16 protein-coding genes are annotated in these 19,704 nt (G+C 48.2%); 13 read left to right on the plus strand and 3 right to left on the minus strand.

Going from position 1 to position 19,704, the window contains the following annotated elements; translation table 11 throughout:
* Positions 1-110 precede the first annotated feature (110 nt).
* Both BLR08_RS10775 and BLR08_RS10780 read left to right on the plus strand, forming a co-directional pair.
* Positions 111-3,938: a fibronectin type III domain-containing protein gene (locus BLR08_RS10775; protein WP_072329184.1), complete on the plus strand. Its 3,828-nt coding sequence runs from the start codon at positions 111-113 to the stop codon at positions 3,936-3,938.
* Positions 3,939-4,183: 245 nt separating this feature from the next.
* Positions 4,184-5,569 (plus strand): copper amine oxidase N-terminal domain-containing protein, encoded by a 1,386-nt coding sequence (locus tag BLR08_RS10780; protein WP_256257505.1) that lies wholly within the window; start codon positions 4,184-4,186, stop codon positions 5,567-5,569.
* Between the two features lie 201 nt (positions 5,570-5,770).
* Here BLR08_RS10780 and BLR08_RS31085 read toward each other — a convergent pair whose 3' ends face one another.
* The gene (locus tag BLR08_RS31085) at positions 5,771-6,142 is read right to left on the minus strand and encodes a protein kinase family protein (protein WP_143151537.1); all 372 of its coding nucleotides are present in this window, start codon (positions 6,140-6,142) and stop codon (positions 5,771-5,773) included.
* 502 nt (positions 6,143-6,644) lie between these two features.
* On the opposite strand from BLR08_RS31085, the gene BLR08_RS10790 reads away from it, so the two are divergent.
* The 6 genes from BLR08_RS10790 to ilvD all read left to right on the plus strand — a co-directional run bounded on the left by BLR08_RS10790 (position 6,645) and on the right by ilvD (position 13,406).
* The gene (locus BLR08_RS10790; RefSeq protein ID WP_143014360.1) at positions 6,645-7,643 is read left to right on the plus strand and encodes a glycosyltransferase family 4 protein; all 999 of its coding nucleotides are present in this window, start codon (positions 6,645-6,647) and stop codon (positions 7,641-7,643) included.
* Between the two features lie 129 nt (positions 7,644-7,772).
* Positions 7,773-8,549, plus strand: a complete 777-nt coding sequence (locus BLR08_RS10795) for a YheC/YheD family protein (RefSeq protein ID WP_072329187.1) — start codon at positions 7,773-7,775, stop codon at positions 8,547-8,549.
* A 239-nt stretch (positions 8,550-8,788) separates the two neighbouring features.
* A complete protein-coding gene (locus tag BLR08_RS10800) occupies positions 8,789-9,916 on the plus strand; it encodes an NADH:flavin oxidoreductase (RefSeq protein ID WP_072329188.1) in 1,128 nt (375 codons plus the stop codon).
* A gap of 142 nt (positions 9,917-10,058) precedes the next feature.
* Positions 10,059-10,784: a stalk domain-containing protein gene (locus BLR08_RS10805; protein ID WP_072329189.1), complete on the plus strand. Its 726-nt coding sequence runs from the start codon at positions 10,059-10,061 to the stop codon at positions 10,782-10,784.
* 247 nt (positions 10,785-11,031) lie between these two features.
* A complete protein-coding gene (locus BLR08_RS10810) occupies positions 11,032-11,697 on the plus strand; it encodes a GntR family transcriptional regulator (RefSeq protein ID WP_072329190.1) in 666 nt (221 codons plus the stop codon).
* 20 nt (positions 11,698-11,717) lie between these two features.
* Positions 11,718-13,406 (plus strand): dihydroxy-acid dehydratase, encoded by a 1,689-nt coding sequence (gene ilvD, locus BLR08_RS10815; protein ID WP_072329191.1) that lies wholly within the window; start codon positions 11,718-11,720, stop codon positions 13,404-13,406.
* A gap of 216 nt (positions 13,407-13,622) precedes the next feature.
* Here ilvD and BLR08_RS10820 read toward each other — a convergent pair whose 3' ends face one another.
* Positions 13,623-14,342, minus strand: a complete 720-nt coding sequence (locus BLR08_RS10820) for a glycosyltransferase family 2 protein (protein ID WP_072329192.1) — start codon at positions 14,340-14,342, stop codon at positions 13,623-13,625.
* On the minus strand, positions 14,342-15,079 hold the full coding sequence (locus BLR08_RS10825; RefSeq protein ID WP_072329193.1) for a glycosyltransferase family 2 protein: 738 nt from the start codon (positions 15,077-15,079) through the stop codon (positions 14,342-14,344). The genes BLR08_RS10820 and BLR08_RS10825 overlap by 1 nt, the downstream gene beginning before the upstream one ends.
* Positions 15,080-15,361: 282 nt before the next feature.
* On the opposite strand from BLR08_RS10825, the gene BLR08_RS10830 reads away from it, so the two are divergent.
* The 5 genes from BLR08_RS10830 (at position 15,362) to BLR08_RS10850 (ending at position 19,480) form a co-directional block, all read left to right on the plus strand.
* A complete protein-coding gene (locus BLR08_RS10830) occupies positions 15,362-15,907 on the plus strand; it encodes an RNA polymerase sigma factor (RefSeq protein ID WP_072329194.1) in 546 nt (181 codons plus the stop codon).
* A 3-nt stretch (positions 15,908-15,910) separates the two neighbouring features.
* Positions 15,911-16,864, plus strand: coding sequence for a DUF4871 domain-containing protein (locus BLR08_RS10835; protein WP_072329195.1), 954 nt, complete (start codon positions 15,911-15,913; stop codon positions 16,862-16,864).
* 679 nt (positions 16,865-17,543) lie between these two features.
* Entirely contained in the window at positions 17,544-17,909 is a 366-nt protein-coding gene (locus tag BLR08_RS10840) for a GntR family transcriptional regulator (RefSeq protein ID WP_072329196.1), read from the plus strand.
* A 7-nt stretch (positions 17,910-17,916) separates the two neighbouring features.
* On the plus strand, positions 17,917-18,798 hold the full coding sequence (locus tag BLR08_RS10845; RefSeq protein ID WP_072329197.1) for an ABC transporter ATP-binding protein: 882 nt from the start codon (positions 17,917-17,919) through the stop codon (positions 18,796-18,798).
* Entirely contained in the window at positions 18,791-19,480 is a 690-nt protein-coding gene (locus BLR08_RS10850) for a hypothetical protein (protein ID WP_143014361.1), read from the plus strand. Before BLR08_RS10845 ends, BLR08_RS10850 begins: the two co-directional genes overlap by 8 nt.
* Positions 19,481-19,704 lie beyond the last annotated feature (224 nt).

The raw sequence follows: 19,704 nt of genomic DNA on the forward strand, positions 1-19,704 counted from the left end.
GAATTGATTTAGCTGAATACGAAAATCCAACAAGGCCGCGGCACAAGAAGTCCGGCCTTGTTGCGCGTTATGGCTGATCGAGAACCGAATAGAACAAGGAGTGATTCGAAATGAACTTCTTCCATGGAAAATTCATCACGATCCCAGCATACGTAATGGTATTAGGTTGGCTCCTGTTATTTCCGTTATCATCCATTGCTTCCGAACCCGTCTATGCGGCGGCGATACCGGAACCGATCGAAGCTCATCCGCGGGTATTCGCTACCGCAAACGACAGAACGGATTTGGCGGCAAAATGGAATGCGGTCTCGGGCTGGGCCAGGATCGCAGCGGATAGGCTTGAATCCGATGCCAATTCTTCGGCCTCCTTTCTTTTGCCCAAACTAGCGTACAGCAGCGCGAGTAAGTCGACGACGAACGAAAGCATACAAGCAAGACGCAAGCTGGAAGCGCTCGCTTTCAAGTATTTGATGGATCCCGACGCTAATCTGGCTTCGGGTCAAGCCGCTGTGGCGGGAGCAAAGGATTACTACGAATCGCTTGTTTTACCGGCAGCAGGGGGAAGTCACCATATCATCGGCAGAAACCTATTGAGCGCCGCATTTGTTTACGATTGGTGCTACGCATTGCTGAGCGACGAGGACAAGAGCTTCTTCATCGAACGGATCGAACGAATGGCCTCACAGTTTACCGAAATCGGATACCCGGCCTTTAAGCAGAGCGCCGTCACCAGCCCGGGCAGCTCCGAGGTATGGCTGCTCGATCTGTTGGCCGCCGGCATTGCGATCTATGACGAGAAGCCGGAAATGTATAACATCGTTTCCGATTTTCTGTTTGAACAGGTTTTCCCTGCGCGTGATTTCTTGTATAAGTCGGGGATGCCGTACAATGGCGTCGCTTACGGTCCCGGCAAATATATGTTTGATTTGTGGCCGTCTTGGCTGTACCGGAAGATGGGACTTAGCGACCCATATCAGAATAAGACTATGAAAGACGTCCCCTACCGGTGGCTGTACGAGAGAAGGCCGGACGGACAGCTGTTGCGAAGCGGCGACAATTACTTTTCCACCTATGAATTACCTGGAAGGTACTGGGATAATTTAGGTGATACGGCTTATCCCGAATATTTGTACCAGGATGGTTTAATTTTTACGGAAGCGGATCGCATAAGGCCGAACTTCTCCACCAACGATAACACCATTATCAATGTTCAGCTGTTTGCTCTGCTGCTTCGCGATTTGACGTTAAAGCCCAAGCCTGTAGAGGATATTGCCAGCCTTCCGCTGACACGATATTTCGGAAGTCCGATCGGATCGATGATCGCCAGGACGGGGTGGGGTACTTTTTCCAGTGCTTCGACGACGCCGAAATATACGTCGACAGATGTTGTTGCGGAGATGAAAATCCAGGAATGGAGCTTGAACGATCATGCCCACTGGGATGCGGGCAGCTTCCAGCTGTATTACAAAGGCGCATTGGCGATCAAGTCCGGCGTATATGAAGGCAAAGACGCGGCGGGGAAGGGCCAAACTTATGAAAGTCCCCACGATCTGAATTACCATAAGCGCTCGATTGCAGCTAATACCCTGTTGATCGAGGATAAGGATTCGTTGCCGGAAAAGTTCGAATATCGCGGCACGACTCTCTCGAATGACGGCGGCCAGCGGATCGCCAATAACGGCTACCAGCCGGCCAATCTGCCCGATCTGCTAAATCCGGCCAAGGGTTATCGGACAGGTACCGTGCTTTCCCACGGCATGCAAGCTGACAGTAACGGGGAGACTCTCGCTGCGCCTGATTTCAGTTATTTAAAGGGCGATATTACAGCTGCGTATTCGAACCATAAAGTTTCTGATGTGAAAAGGTCGTTTGTTTTTCTTAACTTGAAGCATGCAACGATTCCGGCCGCTTTGATCACCTATGACAAAATTACGGCTACCGATCCATCTTTTGAGAAGAAATGGCTCTTCCACAGCGAAGAGACACCTGTTGTGAACGGGAATCGCACCGTCATCCAACGGGAAGAGGGCGACTACAACGGAAAGCTTGTGAACGACACTATGCTTCCTTCGGCTGCTTCTGCGGACGTTACGCCCGTGGGAGGAGCCGGCAATGAATATCTCGTCGATGGAACGAACTATGAGATCTTTGACAAGAACGAGGTCAACACGGTTGAAGGAGGTACTTACCGGGTGGAGGTATCGCCCAAGACAGAAGCTGCGACGGACCGGTTCATGAACGTGATGCAGGTGATGGATGTCGGGACGACCCCGGCAACGCCCGTAGCTTTGGAAACGAGGACCCCGACGAACTCGAAGCGGCATGACGGCGTGATGATTCTTGATAGGGTGGTCTTTTTTGCCCAAAGCGGGGAACGAAACTCGGATACGCTGAATTTCACCGTGACTAACCATACTTACGGCAACTTGAAGTTTCTGATCACCGACATGGCGGCCGGCGTTTGGTGCGTGCAGTTGAACGGCGGATCGTGTTCGCTGGTCCGTTCGACGAAGGAAGGCGGATTCATCGATTTCGAAGGTGCGCCGGGTCCTTATACGATTACGAATTACGGTTTCAACTCCGATATAACTCCGCCGTCTACACCGAATGAATTCAAAGCTAAATCCGTAACGGAGAACTCGGTGACGCTCGAGTGGACGGAATCCAGGGACAACTTGGGCATCAAGCATTATGAAGTGTTCCGCGACAACGTGTCGGTCGGTACCACAGAGGATACCTCGATGACGGTGACGGGTTTGACGTCAGGGGTCGAATACGCGTTCAAGGTCAAAGCGGTCGATCTGGCAAACCGTGCCTCAGGCTTCAGTTCGGAGGTTAAAGCAACTCCCGCCGATACGGAGCGTCCTAGCGTGCCGGTCAACGTTCAGGCCAACGCGGGCGGAAAGTTCATCGAGCTCAAGTGGGGTGCATCTACCGATAATGTTAACGTCACGAGCTACGATATTTATGAAGGGGACACTCTTGTGGTTTCCGGGGTGACGGGGACAAGTCGGATTCTTTATCCAACCGAACAGCTTGCGATCCATCCGGATCAGCTCTACCGGTTCACGGTCGTCGCCAAGGACGCTGCGGGGAATCAGTCGTCTGCACGGACGACATTCGGAGGCGGAGCCTTCAGCCAGAAGGACAGCTCGATCGATGTCTGGACCACGAGCGCGGAGTACCCCATCAATAGCGACAATGTTTCCTATATTGAAGCCGAAAAATACCGGGCATTTGGCGGACAATGGTATCTGATCAATAGCGATTCGGCGCGATCGGAGGGCATCTATATGCGCTCCATGGCCGCCAGCCCGAACGATCAAGTATTCCTGGAATATAAGCTAAATGTGGCGACAGCGGGCAATTATTACATTAGCCTTCTGGGCAAGGGCGGCAGCGCAGCACCGAACCATATGACCTTGCGGATCGACAACAACGCCGCTTCGGAGCAGCATATTGCCCTGCCTTCCAGCACGTGGAGCTGGCAGCGCACAGGCGCGACCTTCTATATCCCGGCAGGCTCGCACACGCTGCGTTTGCTGCAAAGCAGGAGTGAATTGGATGTGGATAAAATCGCCATTTCCACCCAGACGGCTGTTCCGACAGGCCTCGGCGGTACTGCGCTCAAGCCGGTGGATTCGAGGCCTCCAACGCAACCTGAATTGTCGTACTCCAAACAGTTGGACACGGTGTTTAAGCTGATGTGGACGAAATCCACGGATAACGACACTTCCGCGGCGCCTCAATATGAGGTGTTGATGTCGACAGGCACGGCCGAACCTTCCTCAGTCGTGATGACGGCGTCGTCTGCAACCCAATTCACGCCGTCTGCTCTAACGCTAGGCACCCGTTATAATTTCAAAGTTAGGGCCATAGATGCATCCGGCAACGAAACCTTCAGCCATATCATCCACATCACGCCGTTTACACCATAAACAGATTAACGCATCCCCAGGTTGCTTCCTTAACATGGCGGCTGAAGCGTATACGCGCGGGAAGCGCGGGAATCCGCTGCGCTGAATATGGACAGCTGTTCTGCATTGTTCCCGATTCGTTTCCTGCTTATTTCCCGAGGGAGTCCCTATGCTTTGGGAAACGCATCACATTATACTATCGTTAGACGTGGCGAAAAAAGCCGCGGCTTGCGATTCTCATTTGATTCATGTTAGGAGAGAGTACGATGATGCGAAATAAATGGAAACTTGCGATAACTTGTTCGCTATTGATGAACAGTATGAGTTTGGGAGGCGGTGCATTCGCAGCCGACAGCGCTAGTCAGGGAGGCGTTCAGATCAAGGAATTCGTCTATCTGGACAAGGAACTGGACAGGATTTCCCAAGTGTCGGCGTCAACACCGGACGGTATGCGTGACGGCCATCTTCGATTGCTGATGGATGCGGGGGAAGGTCTGGAGATTCAATCGATCTCCCTTAGAACCGCCGACAGCAAGGGTAATGAGACGAGCCAAGGCATCTGGAAAACCTGGAAAGCCGAAGCCGGCGATATCGGCACGCTGCTGGCTGTTGTGCAGGACGGAAAAACGATAAATGAAACGTTCCAGGAGAAGCTGGGTAAATTCCAGGGCATCGTCGAGTTCGAGTTGTACGCATCCGATAATAACGGGATGAAGCCGGGTGTGTATTATTATTTGGAGATCATGACAAGCAGCGGCACGATACGGACGCCAATCGCGCCTTATGCCGAGAACGAAACGTCCTATGCGCCTGTCGCAATTCGCGAGTTCAGTTGGCTGGATCTGACTTCCGACCGTACAGGTATAGCTGAATTCGGAGAGGACGGGTCGACAGACGGCCATTTTCGGTTGAAGCTGCATTTTGCCCAGAAGACGGAGGTGCTGGCCGTCATACTTCGCGCAACCGACGAGAAGGGGAATGAAGCGCCTGGAATTTGGCGTACGAATCGGGCAGGTGTAGGCTGGTTGCTCGGGATTGCGCAAGGAGATAAAGTCATTACACCCGGGTTCAAAAAGGATGTAAAAGAGCCCGTCGGCTCGTTCCAGGGAAGTGGAGTCTTCGACTTATACGCAAACAACAACGGTTCGATCAAGAACGGCCAACACTACGTCGTAGAAGTGGAGACGACTTACGGCACGGTTATTTCTAAGCCGGTCAAGTTCGGCGATCCGGCATCAAACTATGTCGATACCAGCCCGCTCGGGTTCAGAAGCATTGTGCTTACACTCGATAAGACAGCAGCTCTCGTCGATGAGGAGCCGCATACGCTTGACGTGGCGCCCTTCACGCTGGAGGGCCGTACGATGGTGCCAATCCGCTTCATTGGCGAAGCGCTTGGCGCAAAGGTGGACTGGGATAGCGCTAAGAGGCTTGTCACGCTGACCAAAGGAGATACGAAGGTCGAGCTCGTCATCGAACAGAAGGAAGCTTATGTTGGCGGAGAGCTGGTCATGCTGGATACGCCGGCCATCATTCGGGACGGCTTCACGCTGGTGCCGGTGAGGTTCGTCAGCGAGGGATTGAAGATGAAGGTGTTTTACAACGATGGAGAAATTCTGATTACGGATGCGAAAGTGCGTGAGGTGAAGTAACACGCCGTTCCGGATGAAGGGGGCAGACGCCGAAAGGCGCTGCCTTTTTGTTGTTGGCCACATTATTGCGGCAGCGGTTAATGAAAGTAGGGCGGCTCCATAACGGAACAGCCCGTTTTTTCGATAAGCTCCACTTGAAGGGGGAACCACGGCAAGTCGCAAGCTGAATGGTTTCGCGCTGCAGGTGGGGGCTTGCTATTCTTAATTGGCCCCGCGCCGCTTGCTGTACTGATCCAACTGCTTGAGAAACGGCAGGATTTTACGCTCATCCAGAAGGGCCCGGTGAAACCCGCGTTCAGCTGCCGTTTTATCGTTTGCACGAGGATGTTTGAAAGTGCGAAGCAAGAGATACATCGTCTGGGGAAATCGCAGCCACGCTTTGAGAAAATGAAAATCGTTGCGATCAAGCTTGCTTACGGATTGATAGCCGTCAAGGAAGGAGCGGGCAATGGCAAAATTCCATTTGTGGTCCTTGCATGAATTATAGATGACCCTGTACAAGTCGTATGCGCGCAAATCGAGCCGAAGGGTTTCAAAGTCAATGAGGTGAACCCCTTTCGAATTGATGGTCATAAAATCCATTTGTTTGTGGAATTCGAATAATGGCCATAGAGGATTGTCTCGCAAACGCTCCTCTTTTCGAAGCGCTTTTGCTCCATACTGTTATCTTCACATTTTTAGTGGTCATTTCCTTTGAAAGCTCCGTGGCTACTGTTCCGAGGCCGCCAACAATAAACGGACTGAATTCCGTGGTCAAGGTCCAAACATGAGTAGAACGGTTTCTTCCCATATCGATAACCAGCCTTTCTACAAGTTTGATTCGATTGATCCAGCGTGACATTCTTTTAAGCATATGCTGCTCTTGTAGTTGTGATATGGGTAGATATAAGCGCAAACGAGAAATAGGTTTCCTTAGCCATAAATTCGATAAAAGACTTTCGTATAGGCAAATTACCGGCGCCTTGATTGCAGACGTGAATAAAGTAAGTATGGGTTATTTCACAGCCGGAGGTATGGAAGGAAAGACGATAAGTATATTGTTAAATAGCGACAACACGGAGAAGCAGGTGCTGGTATGCGTTTATTAATGATTGCTCCCGAGCAGTTTCCCGTTCCAGGCGGGGGTTCAGTTGAAATTTGTATGCTCGAGATTGCCAAAAAGCTTTCAAGGAAGCATCAAGTCACGTTAATCAGCCGGAATAAAACCCATTCGAAAAAGATAAGCCGTCTTGGAAAAAATTTAACCATTGTCCGTGTACCTTCCGGAAGCAGTACCCGTTACATCTCCTCCGTACTCCGATTTATGAAAAAACGTCATTTTGATTTGATCCAAGTCGATAATCGACCTTATTATATGGCTCGTATAAAGGCGGCATTTCCTCATACTCCGATAAGTTTATTCTTACATTCCTTAACCATTATCCCGAGAACGAAATCTGTTGCTGCCTGCTTGCGCAAAGCTGATTTGATCATTGCAAACAGCAGTTCTTTAAAACAATGTTTAAGTAAAAGCTTTCCGGATACGCGGCAGAAAATCCGCTGTGTTCATCTTGGCGTCAATTTATCCCGTTTTGAACCTGCTTCAATGACAGAACGAATGAATACGAAACAAGTTTATAGACTTGGCCGCTCCTTCGTTATTTTATTTGTGGGAAGAGTTATCCCGCGTAAAGGCGTGCCTTTGCTAATTAAAGCAGCGAAGAAGGTTGGGGAGAAAATAAGTAACACGAAATTGATCATTGCCGGCAAAGGAAGAAAATCTTACATCGCTAAACTAAGATTGCAAGCAAATAAGCTGCGAGTCCCCATGATGTTTTTAGGGAGTATTCCTCACACTAAAATTCATCAGATCTACCGTCTAGCCGATTGCTTCGTATGTCCCTCACAGAAGCACGAAGCGTTTGGCCTTGTCAACGTGGAAGCCATGGCCTCTGGCGTTCCTGTAATCGCATCGAATATTGGAGGAATCAAAGAAATCGTCGCCCATGGTGATAATGGCTATCTTGTTAATAACTATACAAACGACAGTTCGTTTGCTTACTACATTACAAAATGGCTAAAAACAGTCGATTGAGGAATAGGCTTTGGATTAACGGCAGACGGACTGTGAAGCGAAAATTCATTTGGGAATTAACAGCCACTAAGCTTTCAGGCATCTACTTGAGGTATGAGAATAGCTAAGTATCGGGGAGGTTGATTTGTAGTGTTTAAAAAGAACTATCGAAGCCGCACTCTCAGAGGCAAGCTGCGAGTCTGCCGATTTTTGCGCGCGAATCGTTCGCTGAAAAAAAACATCCCGTACACAAGGCTGTTTTCGCTCCCCAATATGAAAATGATGACGGTTAGCCATTCCTCGCTTTATATCAAGCCGGATGTCGGTTCGCTCGGAATCGGCATCTTCAAGCTGACTAGGACGCGAGGCGGGTTTAAGCTGCGTTCCTCGCAGCCGGGGAAACGGAGCAGGCGGTTCCATTCAGCGACTTCCGTTTACCGGTATATACGGGCCAAACGCCGGGAACGAATGATTATTCAGAAGACGGTGCGGCTTGATCAGGCGAGAGGAAGACCATACGACATTCGCGTTATGGTGCAGCGTAAGCCGAAAGGAAGCTGGACGTGTACCGGGATGGCGGCCAAGGTCGGACAGAGGGGCAAGATCGTAACCAATTATTATCAGGGCGGAGAATTAATGTCGATGGAGTCGCTGCATAGTCGAAAAAGACTGACGGCCGAACAAGGCAAGGCGCGCATCCGTCAGTTAACCCGCAAAGCGCTGGAAGTCGCACATACGTTAAGCGCCAAACGATCAGGCATGCGCGAGATGGGCGTCGATTTCGCCTACGATCGAAACGGACGGCTGTGGGTGCTGGAAGTGAACAGCAACCATCCTCAATTCCATCCATTCAAAAAGTTCGACCGAGCAGCATATGCCCGGATGATGCGTTACGCCCGCAGCTATGGCAGGAAAAGCGCAAAATAAGCAGTTGTTATAGGATGATCTCTAAAGGATCATCCTTAATCATGTTGTTATGGGAACATGCGTTCCTTTATTTAAAATGGGAGGAATTCCTTCAGTACAACGTACAAAAAAATAAGTTAAAAGTATCACTTTTGGAAAAAGTATGGTATAGTAAATTTAAATCTGTTATTATAATTATAACAGTTAAAGTGACGTGGCTTATGAAATCAGAATTTATTACCAATGGAGGTAATGAAAGGATGAATAATCAAGAAATCCGGCCTTCCAGCAAGTTAAGACCTTTATTTGAGTCCTTCAAGCTTGGAACTTTAAATCTAAAGAACCGGGTCGTCATGGCGCCCATGACTAGAGCCTTCTCTCCCGGAGGAGTACCGGGTCCCGATGTGGCCGCTTATTACCGTCGCCGTGCTGAGAACGGGGTAGGTCTTATTATTACGGAGGGTACCCTGATCAACGATCCTGCTGCGACCAATAATCCGAATATCCCGAACTTTTATGGGGAGGAAGCGCTTAAGGGTTGGGCTCGCGTCGTCGCAGAAGTACATGAAGCCGGCGGGTTGATTATGCCGCAGCTGTGGCATATCGGCACGGACCGTAAGATAGGAGCCGCTCCGAACCCCGAGGAGCTGCCGATCGGACCTTCAGGCTTGGATATCGCTACCGGGGAAAAAGTCAATGAGCCGATGAGCCAGGAAAGGATCGATTCCGTTATTGCTGCTTACGCACAAGCGGCAGCGGATGCCAAACGGATCGGCTTTGACGGGATTGAGCTTCATGGTGCCCACGGTTATTTGATCGATCAATTTTTCTGGGAGAGAACGAACCGGCGTACGGATAGCTATGGCGGAGACCTTGTGAAAAGGACCCGTTTTGCGGCTGAAATTATAGCGGCTTGCCGTCGCGCCGTAGGACCCGATTTCCCAATCTTACTGCGGATATCGCAATGGAAATCAACGGATTACGAGGCCAAATTGGCAGCCAATCCGGATGAATTGGCCAAATTCCTTGCGCCGCTTGTAGAAGCGGGTGTCGATGCATTTCATTGCTCGACTCGCCGCTTCTGGGAACCGGAGTTTGCCGGTTCCGATCTGAATCTCGCAGGCTGGGTTAAAAAATTAACCGGTAAGCCTACAATCACTGTAGGCTCCGTAGGTCTGGATAATGAGTTTATATCTTCGTTTAGAGGGGAAGCCGCAGGTACGGCGAACGTGGATATTTTGACCGACAAGCTGGGCAATCAAGAGTTTGATCTGGTTGCAGTCGGCCGTGCGCTGCTGGTTGACCCTGCATGGGCGGCTAAGTTACGAGATGACCGGCTTGACGAACTGAAGCCTTTCACCCCTGAAGCACTGCGTTCGCTATCTTGATTTTGCTGAAAATGATCGGGCACTCCGAGTTAGTGGGGGAGCCCCTTTTTTTGTTTGCAAGAGTATACGTTCGTATACTATCTGAATGAAATCCGCGATGCTACACTGGCTAAGAGGAAACAATCCAAGGAGGATACAAGAAATGAGAGAGCTATTGAAGCGGAGAGGGAGCAGGGTCGTAACTGCCTTACTTGTCATCCTGTTGTTACTGAGTCTTTCCTTGAATGTGCTTGGAGCGGACTCACTGACTGAGGTTAGGGTGTATTTGAACACCGGAATCAAGATTATGCTGAATGGCAAAACGTTTGAACCGGTAGATCCGGACGACGGAACAAAGCTTGTGCCGATCACTTACAGAGGGACGACATATTTGCCTATGAGGGCGGTTGCCGAAGCGGCAGGCGTGAAGGTGGCTTGGGACGGCAACACGGAAACCGCTTATCTGGGCGAAGTCGAGGGCACCTTCTCTAAGGACAGCATCAGCTACATCAAGGCATCGCCCGAATTTGTCTACAACGGCGATAAAATTTACAGGTTGGCCAGCAGAACGCCAGAGGAGCTTAAAATGGGCGAAGGCAAGCAGCTGGACTACGGTTACGTCACAGGCGGCAGCCGGTCCGTAAATATGGAAGTGATGACAAACTTCAATTATAGCAAGTTCAAAGCAAAAATATGGTCGGCGGACTCGTACTTTACCGATGATCTGATTGTCTCGATTATTGATGAAAACAAAGTTACGGTGAAAGAGCTTAAAGTCAAACCCGGAACAACAACAGAACTGGAGCTCAACATCAAAGATACGAAATTGCTCCGAATCTATGTCCAGGGAGACAAAAGCATTGTCGGTGAACCGATGCTCGGCAAATAGAATTAGGCTTGGCATTAATCTATATTACATATCGCCGATCGTTTCGACATGACCCCCTTTTAATAAATATAAATGTTTGGACCTGGCCCCGTTGGTTAGGTCCCCTTTTTTTGTTTAGATGAATTTGAGAGTTTGGAGGGCGCGGGAGCGTCCGAACAAACACAGCCTCAAAATAAGCTTCTTGCTTTTAATATATGTATGCGATATATTGCATATAAGAGAATTAAGAAGTGAGGATGATAACTCTATGCCAGTGCCTAAAAATTTTGTCTCGCCTGCACGGATGTCCGCAAAAGAAAGAGCCTTCTCCCAAATCCAAAGATGGATTATCGATGGCACACTGCAGCCCGGCGAAAAACTTATGGACGCCGAATTGGCTGAGTCGCTTGGCGTAAGCCGCACTCCAATTCGGGAAGCATTTCAATTGCTCGAAGTACAAGGACTCGTTTCCACGCATCCTGGAAAAGAAACAAAGGTAAAGGAGATTGAGAAGGACGACATCTTCAAGATGTATTCAACGATGGGGGCTCTTCAGGCTTTAGCGGCTGAAGTTACCGCAAAAAATATTGTTCCAGCGCAAATTGAGCAGCTGCGAGCGATTAATCAAGAATTTGCAAGTTCCATTACTAATGGTCAAGCCTACCAAGCCATGGAGGCGGATGAGCAGTTCCATAACCTAATTGTGGAACTTTCTGATAATCCTTATGTCACATCATTCAGCGCATCACTTCAGATTCATATCCGGCGCTTTAAATATGTGTTCTTAAAGCAGCCGATTACGGCGACACAAGCTTCAGTCGATGAGCATGCTTCCATTATTGCAGCTTTCGAGAAGAACGATTCTGATCGCGCTCAGGCCTTGATGAAGCAAAATTTCATCCGCCCGATGCAGGAACTGCACGGATTACTTTAAACAGACAGGAGCGAGGGAAAATGGCAAACGGAAAAGATCTTCGTATTCGAAGCAAGGTAATCAGCGAAGGCGTCAACCGGGTACCGAACAGAGCGATGCTGCGCGCTGTTGGTTTTACAGATGAGGATTTCAAAAAGCCGATGATTGGTGTAGCCAGCACTTGGAGTGAGGTAACCCCGTGCAATATGCATATAAATGAATTGGCTGTTCAAGCCAAGCAAGGGGTACGAAACCATGGTGGCGCTCCGCTTATTTTTAATACGATTACAGTTTCAGATGGTATTTCCATGGGGCATGGAGGCATGCTATTCTCGCTGCCAAGTAGGGAAGCAATCGCGGATTCTATTGAGATTGTAACAGGAGCTGAGCGCTTTGACGGTCTCGTGGCAATCGGTGGATGCGACAAAAACACGCCTGCCTGTCTGATGGCGATCGGGCGGCTGAATATTCCTTCCGTTTACGTATACGGCGGAACGATTCAACCGGGAAATCTCGACGGTAAAAAAGTCGATATCGTTACCGCTTTCGAAGCAGTCGGCCAATATCATGATGGAAAAATGACAGATGAACAGCTCCACAAGGTAGAATGCAGCGTCTGTCCGGGGCCGGGCTCTTGCGGCGGCATGTATACCGCCAACACAATGGCCGCCGCAGCGGAAGCGATGGGGATGAGCCTTCCCGGTTCATCTTCTACGCCTGCCATTTCGCCTGATAAAGCGGCAGAATGTGATGCGGCCGGTAAACAAGTCATATCGCTGCTGGAACAGGAGATCTACCCAAAAGATATCATGACGAAAAAAGCATTTGAGAACGCGATTACGGTCGTTATGGCTTTGGGAGGCTCAACGAATGCGTTCCTGCACTTGCTCGCCATTGCGCATTCGGTAGGCGTAGATTTAACCTTGGATGATTTTGAGCGGATACGCCTGCGCGTCCCCCATTTGGCAGATCTGAAGCCAAGCGGCCGGCATGCCATGCAGGACTTGAACGAAATTGGCGGCATTCCAGGCGTGATGAAATTATTACTCGCTGAGGGACTTCTTCACGGTGATTGCCTAACAGTCACAGGTAAGACCTTGGCAGAGAATCTAGCTGAAGCGGCTCCGCTTAGAAACGATCAGGAGATTATTCGTCCAATAAACAAGCCGCTGAAGCCGAATGGGCCATTGGTCGTACTTAGAGGTAACCTTGCCCCTGAAGGCGCCGTAGCCAAGATGTCAGGTATGAAGAAGCTGCGGTTTGTCGGACCGGCCAAGGTGTTTGACAGTGAGGAGGCCGCAACGGAATCAATTTTGAAAAATGAAATCCATAAAGGGGATGTACTGGTTATTCGTTATTGCGGCCCAAAGGGCGGTCCAGGCATGCCGGAGATGCTATCTGTTACCGCATTAATTGTAGGTAAGGGACTTGGAGGGGAAGTTGCCCTCATTACGGATGGAAGGTTCTCGGGTGGCTCGCATGGATTCGTAGTCGGCCATGTATCACCTGAAGCGCAGGTAGGTGGACCGATCGCGTTGCTAAAGAACGGGGACATCATCACCATCGACAGCGAAACGCAGCAGATTATGTTTAACGTAACAAAAGAGGAGTTGGCTGCTAGGGCTCAAGCATGGTTACAGCCTCCGTTAAAAGTAAATTCGGGCGTACTAGCCAAGTATGCAAGATTAGTTTCCTCTGCATCTAAGGGTGCGGTGACTGACATTTTATAGTAATATAATAAAACGAGACATTGACTCCGTCCGCGCGCGACGACTTGCTCGTCTAGAGTTACCGCCAAAGCTTTGGCGGTTTTTTTGTTTAAGACGACAGTGAATACCTGCTTCAGTTCAGTTCTCGTCAATGTTAATGTCTTCTTCTTGCAGTCAGCCGTTCCATGAGCTGCATTCGCGATGGCCATGATCGATATAGGATGAGAGAGGAAGAAATTAGCCGCGGCAAACAAATCTTCGGATGTTTTTCACTTTCCCAACCCGCGGATGTCTTCTTAGTAAATCGTCCTCGTTAGCGGTCCAAGTGTGGCTCTTGGCGTTTTTCCTGCGAATGGCCAGGAAGTTGTAAGGGCTTCCTGAGTAAATGGTGAAGCCCTTTGCCAGGCTGTCGGAACAAAGCTTCACGCACTCTCCACGATTTCGATCCGGAAAACCAACCTGGCTGAACACATGCCGCCGTATAAGCAGAGTCGCTCCTTGAACAAGAGGAGCATATCGATCGGCCCTGTTGCCGTAACGGAGCAAAAGTACTTTTCTACCGCTCAGGTACATAAAGTGTGCCCGCTTTCCTACGATATCGGCGCCTGTTGTGAGCAAAACCCGCCTGCTTTCCGTTAAATAGTTGGGTCCATAGTAGTCGTCATCGTCAAACTTAGCGATGAGACCATATCGGGATAAAGAAACTCCGTAATTCAGACAGCTGCCAAGCGATACATGCTCCGGCAAGCTATAGATCCTGACGTTCTGATAGGGCCTTGCGGCCTGCAGATACTCGTCCAGCTTCAGGCTTTTATGATTCAAGATGACGATAAGCTCTGTATCCCTGAAGTTTTGCCTGCTGTAATTACGAAACAGATTCTCCATGCAGGACCGCCGGTTGGTGCAAGCAATGATAGAAATGGCATGCTTGTCACGAGGGTAAGTCCGGTTATCCATTACAGGATGCCCTTGGGCTTTCGACTTGCGAAGCGCTTGTAATTTTGGACGCCCGGGATCTTTCGATGGTGGGCGAGCAGCTCTTTATCGCTGATGATCCAGGTATGGTCGGCCGAATTTTTCCGGCGAATGGCGACAAAATTATGTTTTCCCGCCGAATAAACCTTGTAGCCCCGCCGCTTGCTTCTTAGGCAAAACAGATCATCCTCGCCGACGTTTTGATCGGGGAACTTAACCTTATGCAATACGTCCCTCTTCATAACGAGCGTAGCGCCAGGAAGCTGGGTAACGGGCCGGTTTTCGGCCTGCGGAAAACGAAGAATGAGCGTCTTCGATCCCTGCAAGTACATATAATGCGCTCGCTTTCCAATGACATCGGCCTTCGTTTTTCGGAAAGCCTGCAAGCTGTCTGTCAAATAATAAGGAGCGTAGTAATCGTCATCATCAAACTTGGCAATGTAGCTGTAGTTTGTTTTCCTGACGGCATAGTTCAGGCAAGCTCCAAGAGAGATATGTCCCGGAACGCGAAAAACGCGTATGCTTCGATGCTTCTTGGCTAAGCGATGGTAGGGTGCGAGAGGAATCTTGTCGTTATTTACAATAATGATCAGTTCTTTCTTGGGATGGCGCTGCCTGGTGTAGTTTGTCAACAGATTGTTCAGATAGCTTTGCCGTTTCGTACAGGTAATAATGGAAACTCCCTGCTTATTCCTAGCGTTTCTCAGGCCGGCTTCCATGACATCGCTCCCCTTATCCAGGATGTTCGCAAAATCTTACTTTACGATATGTAACCGGCAAGCCAGGGTAACGGCATATCCACAAAATAAACAATATACCCAGCTCCGTTCCGCTAACCGGAAGCAGGATGCAATATTTCGAATGGGATGTGATCGAGGATGGAAAAAATAAGACTTCTGTGCACCGTGCATCCACGGATACGATAGTCTAATCAAACAATGATTTTGGTAAGATGGAACCATTTGGTGTAATCTACGGTCTTATTTATTGGGGTGAAGGCATTGGCAGACAAGTGGGATTACTTAAAGCATTTGACACATGGTTTTGACAGGAGTACCGTGCTTCGTGACTTGATGGATTCGTTCGGAGACGATGTATGGAACTTTGCCTTTTTTATGACGAAACGTTCCGATGTCGCCGACGATATATCACAAGATGTGTTCATAGCAGCTTATAACGGTTTGTCCGCATTTCGAGGAGATTGCTCGGTCAAAAGCTGGTTACTGACCATAACGAGGAATAAAGCACTGCATTATTTGCAAAGTGCCTTCATCCGTAAAGTAACTCTGACCGACAAATTCATGAATATGGGGACCTCTCCAGCTGCGGAACAGGTGGTATTCGACCGTCTCGATAACCGCGCTGTTTGGCACGCAGTCATGCAGTTGCCTCGCAAATACAGGGAGATTTTGCTGCTCGATTTTCATTATGGTCTGAAGCAAAAAGAAATCGCCATTTTGTTGAATGTATCGGAAGGTACAGTTAAATCTAGATCGCATCGAGCCAAGAAACGGATGAGCGAGCTGTTATCTCGTGAGGAGGTTTAGAGTATGAACGAGGAAAAACCAGCCTGGGCCAAAAGTATGGCGGATCCGCCTTTCGTCAGTGGTCAGTTCACAGCGGAGTTGAAGCATAACATATTGCGGCGTACGAGTGAGTCGCGTGGAAAGCGTTTTTCTATTATGAAGGCCGTGTGTGTACCTCTCGTCATCGCATCGCTTGTCATCGGGTTGTTATATTTCAAAGAGGAAGCGTTCCTTTCCAGGATCAATCCGCAAGGTGAAGTATCCGGTGGACCCGCGATAAGGAATAGTTATTATGAGCAGGGACGGCTGTTATTCACGCTGAATCCGGAACCTTACACGAAGGCGGGTGAAACCGCCGGATATATGATCCATTTCGAAGAACCCTTGGGAACCTTCATGGGAAAAACGTTGACGCTTTATGCGGTTCATCAGTTGTCGGGATTGAAGGAGACGGTTTCTTCCGAGGTCATTACTAAATCGAGCCCCGGGTATCCGGGATTGGAGCGATACACAGCCCGTTTCACGCTGCCAGTAGAAGGAGTGTGGGAGTTGCATGTGCTTTTGGACGATAAGCCTTATGGTAACGTACAGCTGTTCATGCTGGAACCGTCGTGGGACATCACTCCTAAGTTCCAGTCCGGAGCTTATGCGATGCGCGGGGTGGAGAAAAAGGTCGGGTTCATCGATGCCGGATTCATCGCTGACAAACCCCAAAAATACATGTGGCATTTCTGGGGAAATGAAGACCTGCTTAACGGGCCATTCGAAGTGAAAGCTGTAAAACAAGGTACAGACAAGATAATCGATGTTTATTCCTCAAATCAGTTAAGCTCCACGAATGCCTTGGGCGGTGAATTGAATGGAGCTGACCGTAACATCGTCATCTCGATGAAGCTACCTGAAGCAGGGCGTTGGCGGTTACTTCCCTACATTGGGGGACGGCTACTGGAAAGCATTGTCGTCGAAGTATTGAAGTAATATCTGGTGATCGGGCACTGTTAAATAATATTGATTATACTGGTGAGCAAAGCGTTTAGTAACTTGTTAAGGTAAATCAATTAATTGCGCATACCAAAATAGAACAAATCTACCAATGGGTAAAACGTTATGTTGTACCTTAGGTATAGTTGAAGTTGACGAGACCTATTTCCTGAACATTTGGGTTGATTGTCCTAGAAAAACAAGGCTTTCCAGAGGTCTTGAGAGAGATGGGGGAGAAGCTCGTGGTATGGCCTTGCCTGTCTGTGTGATTCGGCTGATGTTGAAATCAATGAAGAAAAACCGTCATTCCTTCGCTTCCGCCGTCAGTTCGCCGAAACTTTTCGACGTACACGTCCGGGTAGAAGGATCGGTCGATGGACCTTCTGCTCCTTCCCGGTTGCTAGAGCCGAAGAAAGAGGCCAAATCTACTCGGGAGTCGCGTTGTTTTCATCGCTCGGGCTATCACAACTTGTGGTAAAGACCCGGTTTAGCGAACAATGGAAATGCCTTAGGCTGCAAGCTGGCGCCGGTACTCAACCGGTGTCAGCTTGTTTATTTTTCGTTGTTCTCGACCTAGATTGTAAAGTGGAATATGCCGCAATTGTTGACAACATCTTGTACAGGTATTAGTGTATGTCATAAGACTAACATACTGATAGGGTGATGGAATAAAATAATGAGCAGATTCAATGACAGTCAACCGATATTCCTGCAGATAGCCAAGATGATTGAGGATGATATTCTCAATGGTACTTATAGTGAAGAAGATCAGATTATTTCTATGGCTCAATTTTCCAGCATCTTCCATGTTAATCCCGCTACTATCGTGAAGGGAATTGCCGTGCTAGTGAATGATGGCATTCTGTATAAGAAGAGGGGACTGGGGATGTATGTGGCAACGGGTGCAAAGAAGATGATTAAGGATAAACGACGGGAACGCTTTTCTAAGGAGCTTGTTCTAAAATTACTCGAAGAGGCCGACAAACTGGAGTTAACCTCAGAGGATGTCATAGAAATGATTAAGCAACAAAAGAGGAGCTGATAAACACATGAGTCCAATTGTTTCAAGTAAGCACTTGAACAAGAGCTATGGAAGAACTAAAGCTGTTCGCAATCTAACAATGAACATAGAAGTAAATACGATCTGTGGATTGCTAGGTCGTAACGGAGCGGGTAAGACAACATTGCTCAACATGCTAACTGGAAGGTTATTCCCCGACACAGGGGAGATCGTCATCGCTGATGAACACCTTGTAAAGGGAGCATCTCCGGCACAGACTTGTTATATCCCACAAAAGAACTTTTTCTTTGGAGGAGCAACGGTCATCGAGAGTTTGGAGATTGCAGCAGCATTTTATCCGAATTGGGATTGGTCATTCGCACAGCAACTCATTATAGCATTCAATTTAGATCCAACAAAGAAGATTCGGCAACTATCTAAAGGAATGGAATCGCTTGTAGCTAATATAGTGGGACTTGCGAGCCGAGCGCCCCTAACTATTTATGACGAGCCGGTGTTAGGGCTCGATGTACTAATGAGAGAGAAATTCTACAAGGTACTGTTACAGGATTATGCTGAGCATCCAAGGACGATTCTGATCTCAACTCACTTGATCGATGAAATCGCTGCGGTAGTGGAGAAGGTTTATATTATCGAAGCAGGCACGATAGTATTGGAAGATGAGGTGGATAATATTCGCTCACAATCACATCTGTTAACGGGCAGCAATGAAGCTGTATCCCAATTTACAGAAGGTAAACGAGTGATTTATAAAGAAGCATACGGTAAAGGAACACTTATGGCGGTATACGATGAAATAAGCGAACATGATAAGGCAGAAGCTAGTAAGCAGGGTGTTACCGTGGACGGATTGCCGTTGCAGAAGTTTTTTGCCTATTTGATTAAAGATGGAGGTGAGCATGTTGAATAAGAATAAAATGATAGTCAAGGCAGCGTATATTCAAATGCGCATTTACATCTGGATCTTATTAGCCTACATAGCAGCAGGATTGGTAGCAAATTTAATTGTTTTCTTAGCGATCGGCAATGCGAATCATTCTCCAGCTCCAGTAGCAATAGGCAACATGCTTAGTGTTATCCTTATTATGATGGCAGTGGTGCTTCCACTCGCTTTTTTTAGAAAGATTATTAATACCGGCGCTACCAGAAAAGAGTACTATATCGCACTGATGATCATTTATACTTTATCAGCCATAGTATTGTCGATTATCAATATTGTATTTTTATTGCTAGTGGATCAATTATACAAGGATGATTCTTTTTACTTTAATATCCTTGAAATCTTCCATTGGGATCAATTTGGCATAATGGGTATGTTCCTATATCAATTCGCTGCATATATGTTATTGACTTCAACAATAAGTATGTTATTCTCCGGTATTGGAAGCTATGTAGGTCTATCACTCTGGGTTATTGTCATTGCGGCGATTCCGATTAGCACATCAATTGCCTCGTATCGCCATAGTTTAGCGGATGGACTACAGACATTATTGTTCAACGATTCACTGTTTGTGGGCGTAGCCATTTGCTTGATACCATGCTGCATCTTCCTATTTGCGGGCTGGGAATTCACGAAAAGGAGGACCCTGTAATGGGGATCAAAAAGGATGTTGCCAAGTTCGAGCATCAGATAAAATGACATCTTGGAATCACGATTTCACCAAAAATGATAACAACCACAAGATATTCGTAATTTTCTCTCATCCCCGAATCTTTCCGTACTTATCCTTAGACTGTTTGTTGAACCTATGCGAAATTCTGATTTGCAAAACCATTAGGCTCTGAAAAATAGCACTTCAATAGTCCGAGACTGCCG

Source organism: Paenibacillus sp. cl123, assembly GCF_900101595.1.
In the GTDB taxonomy this organism is placed as follows: domain Bacteria; phylum Bacillota; class Bacilli; order Paenibacillales; family NBRC-103111; genus Paenibacillus_G.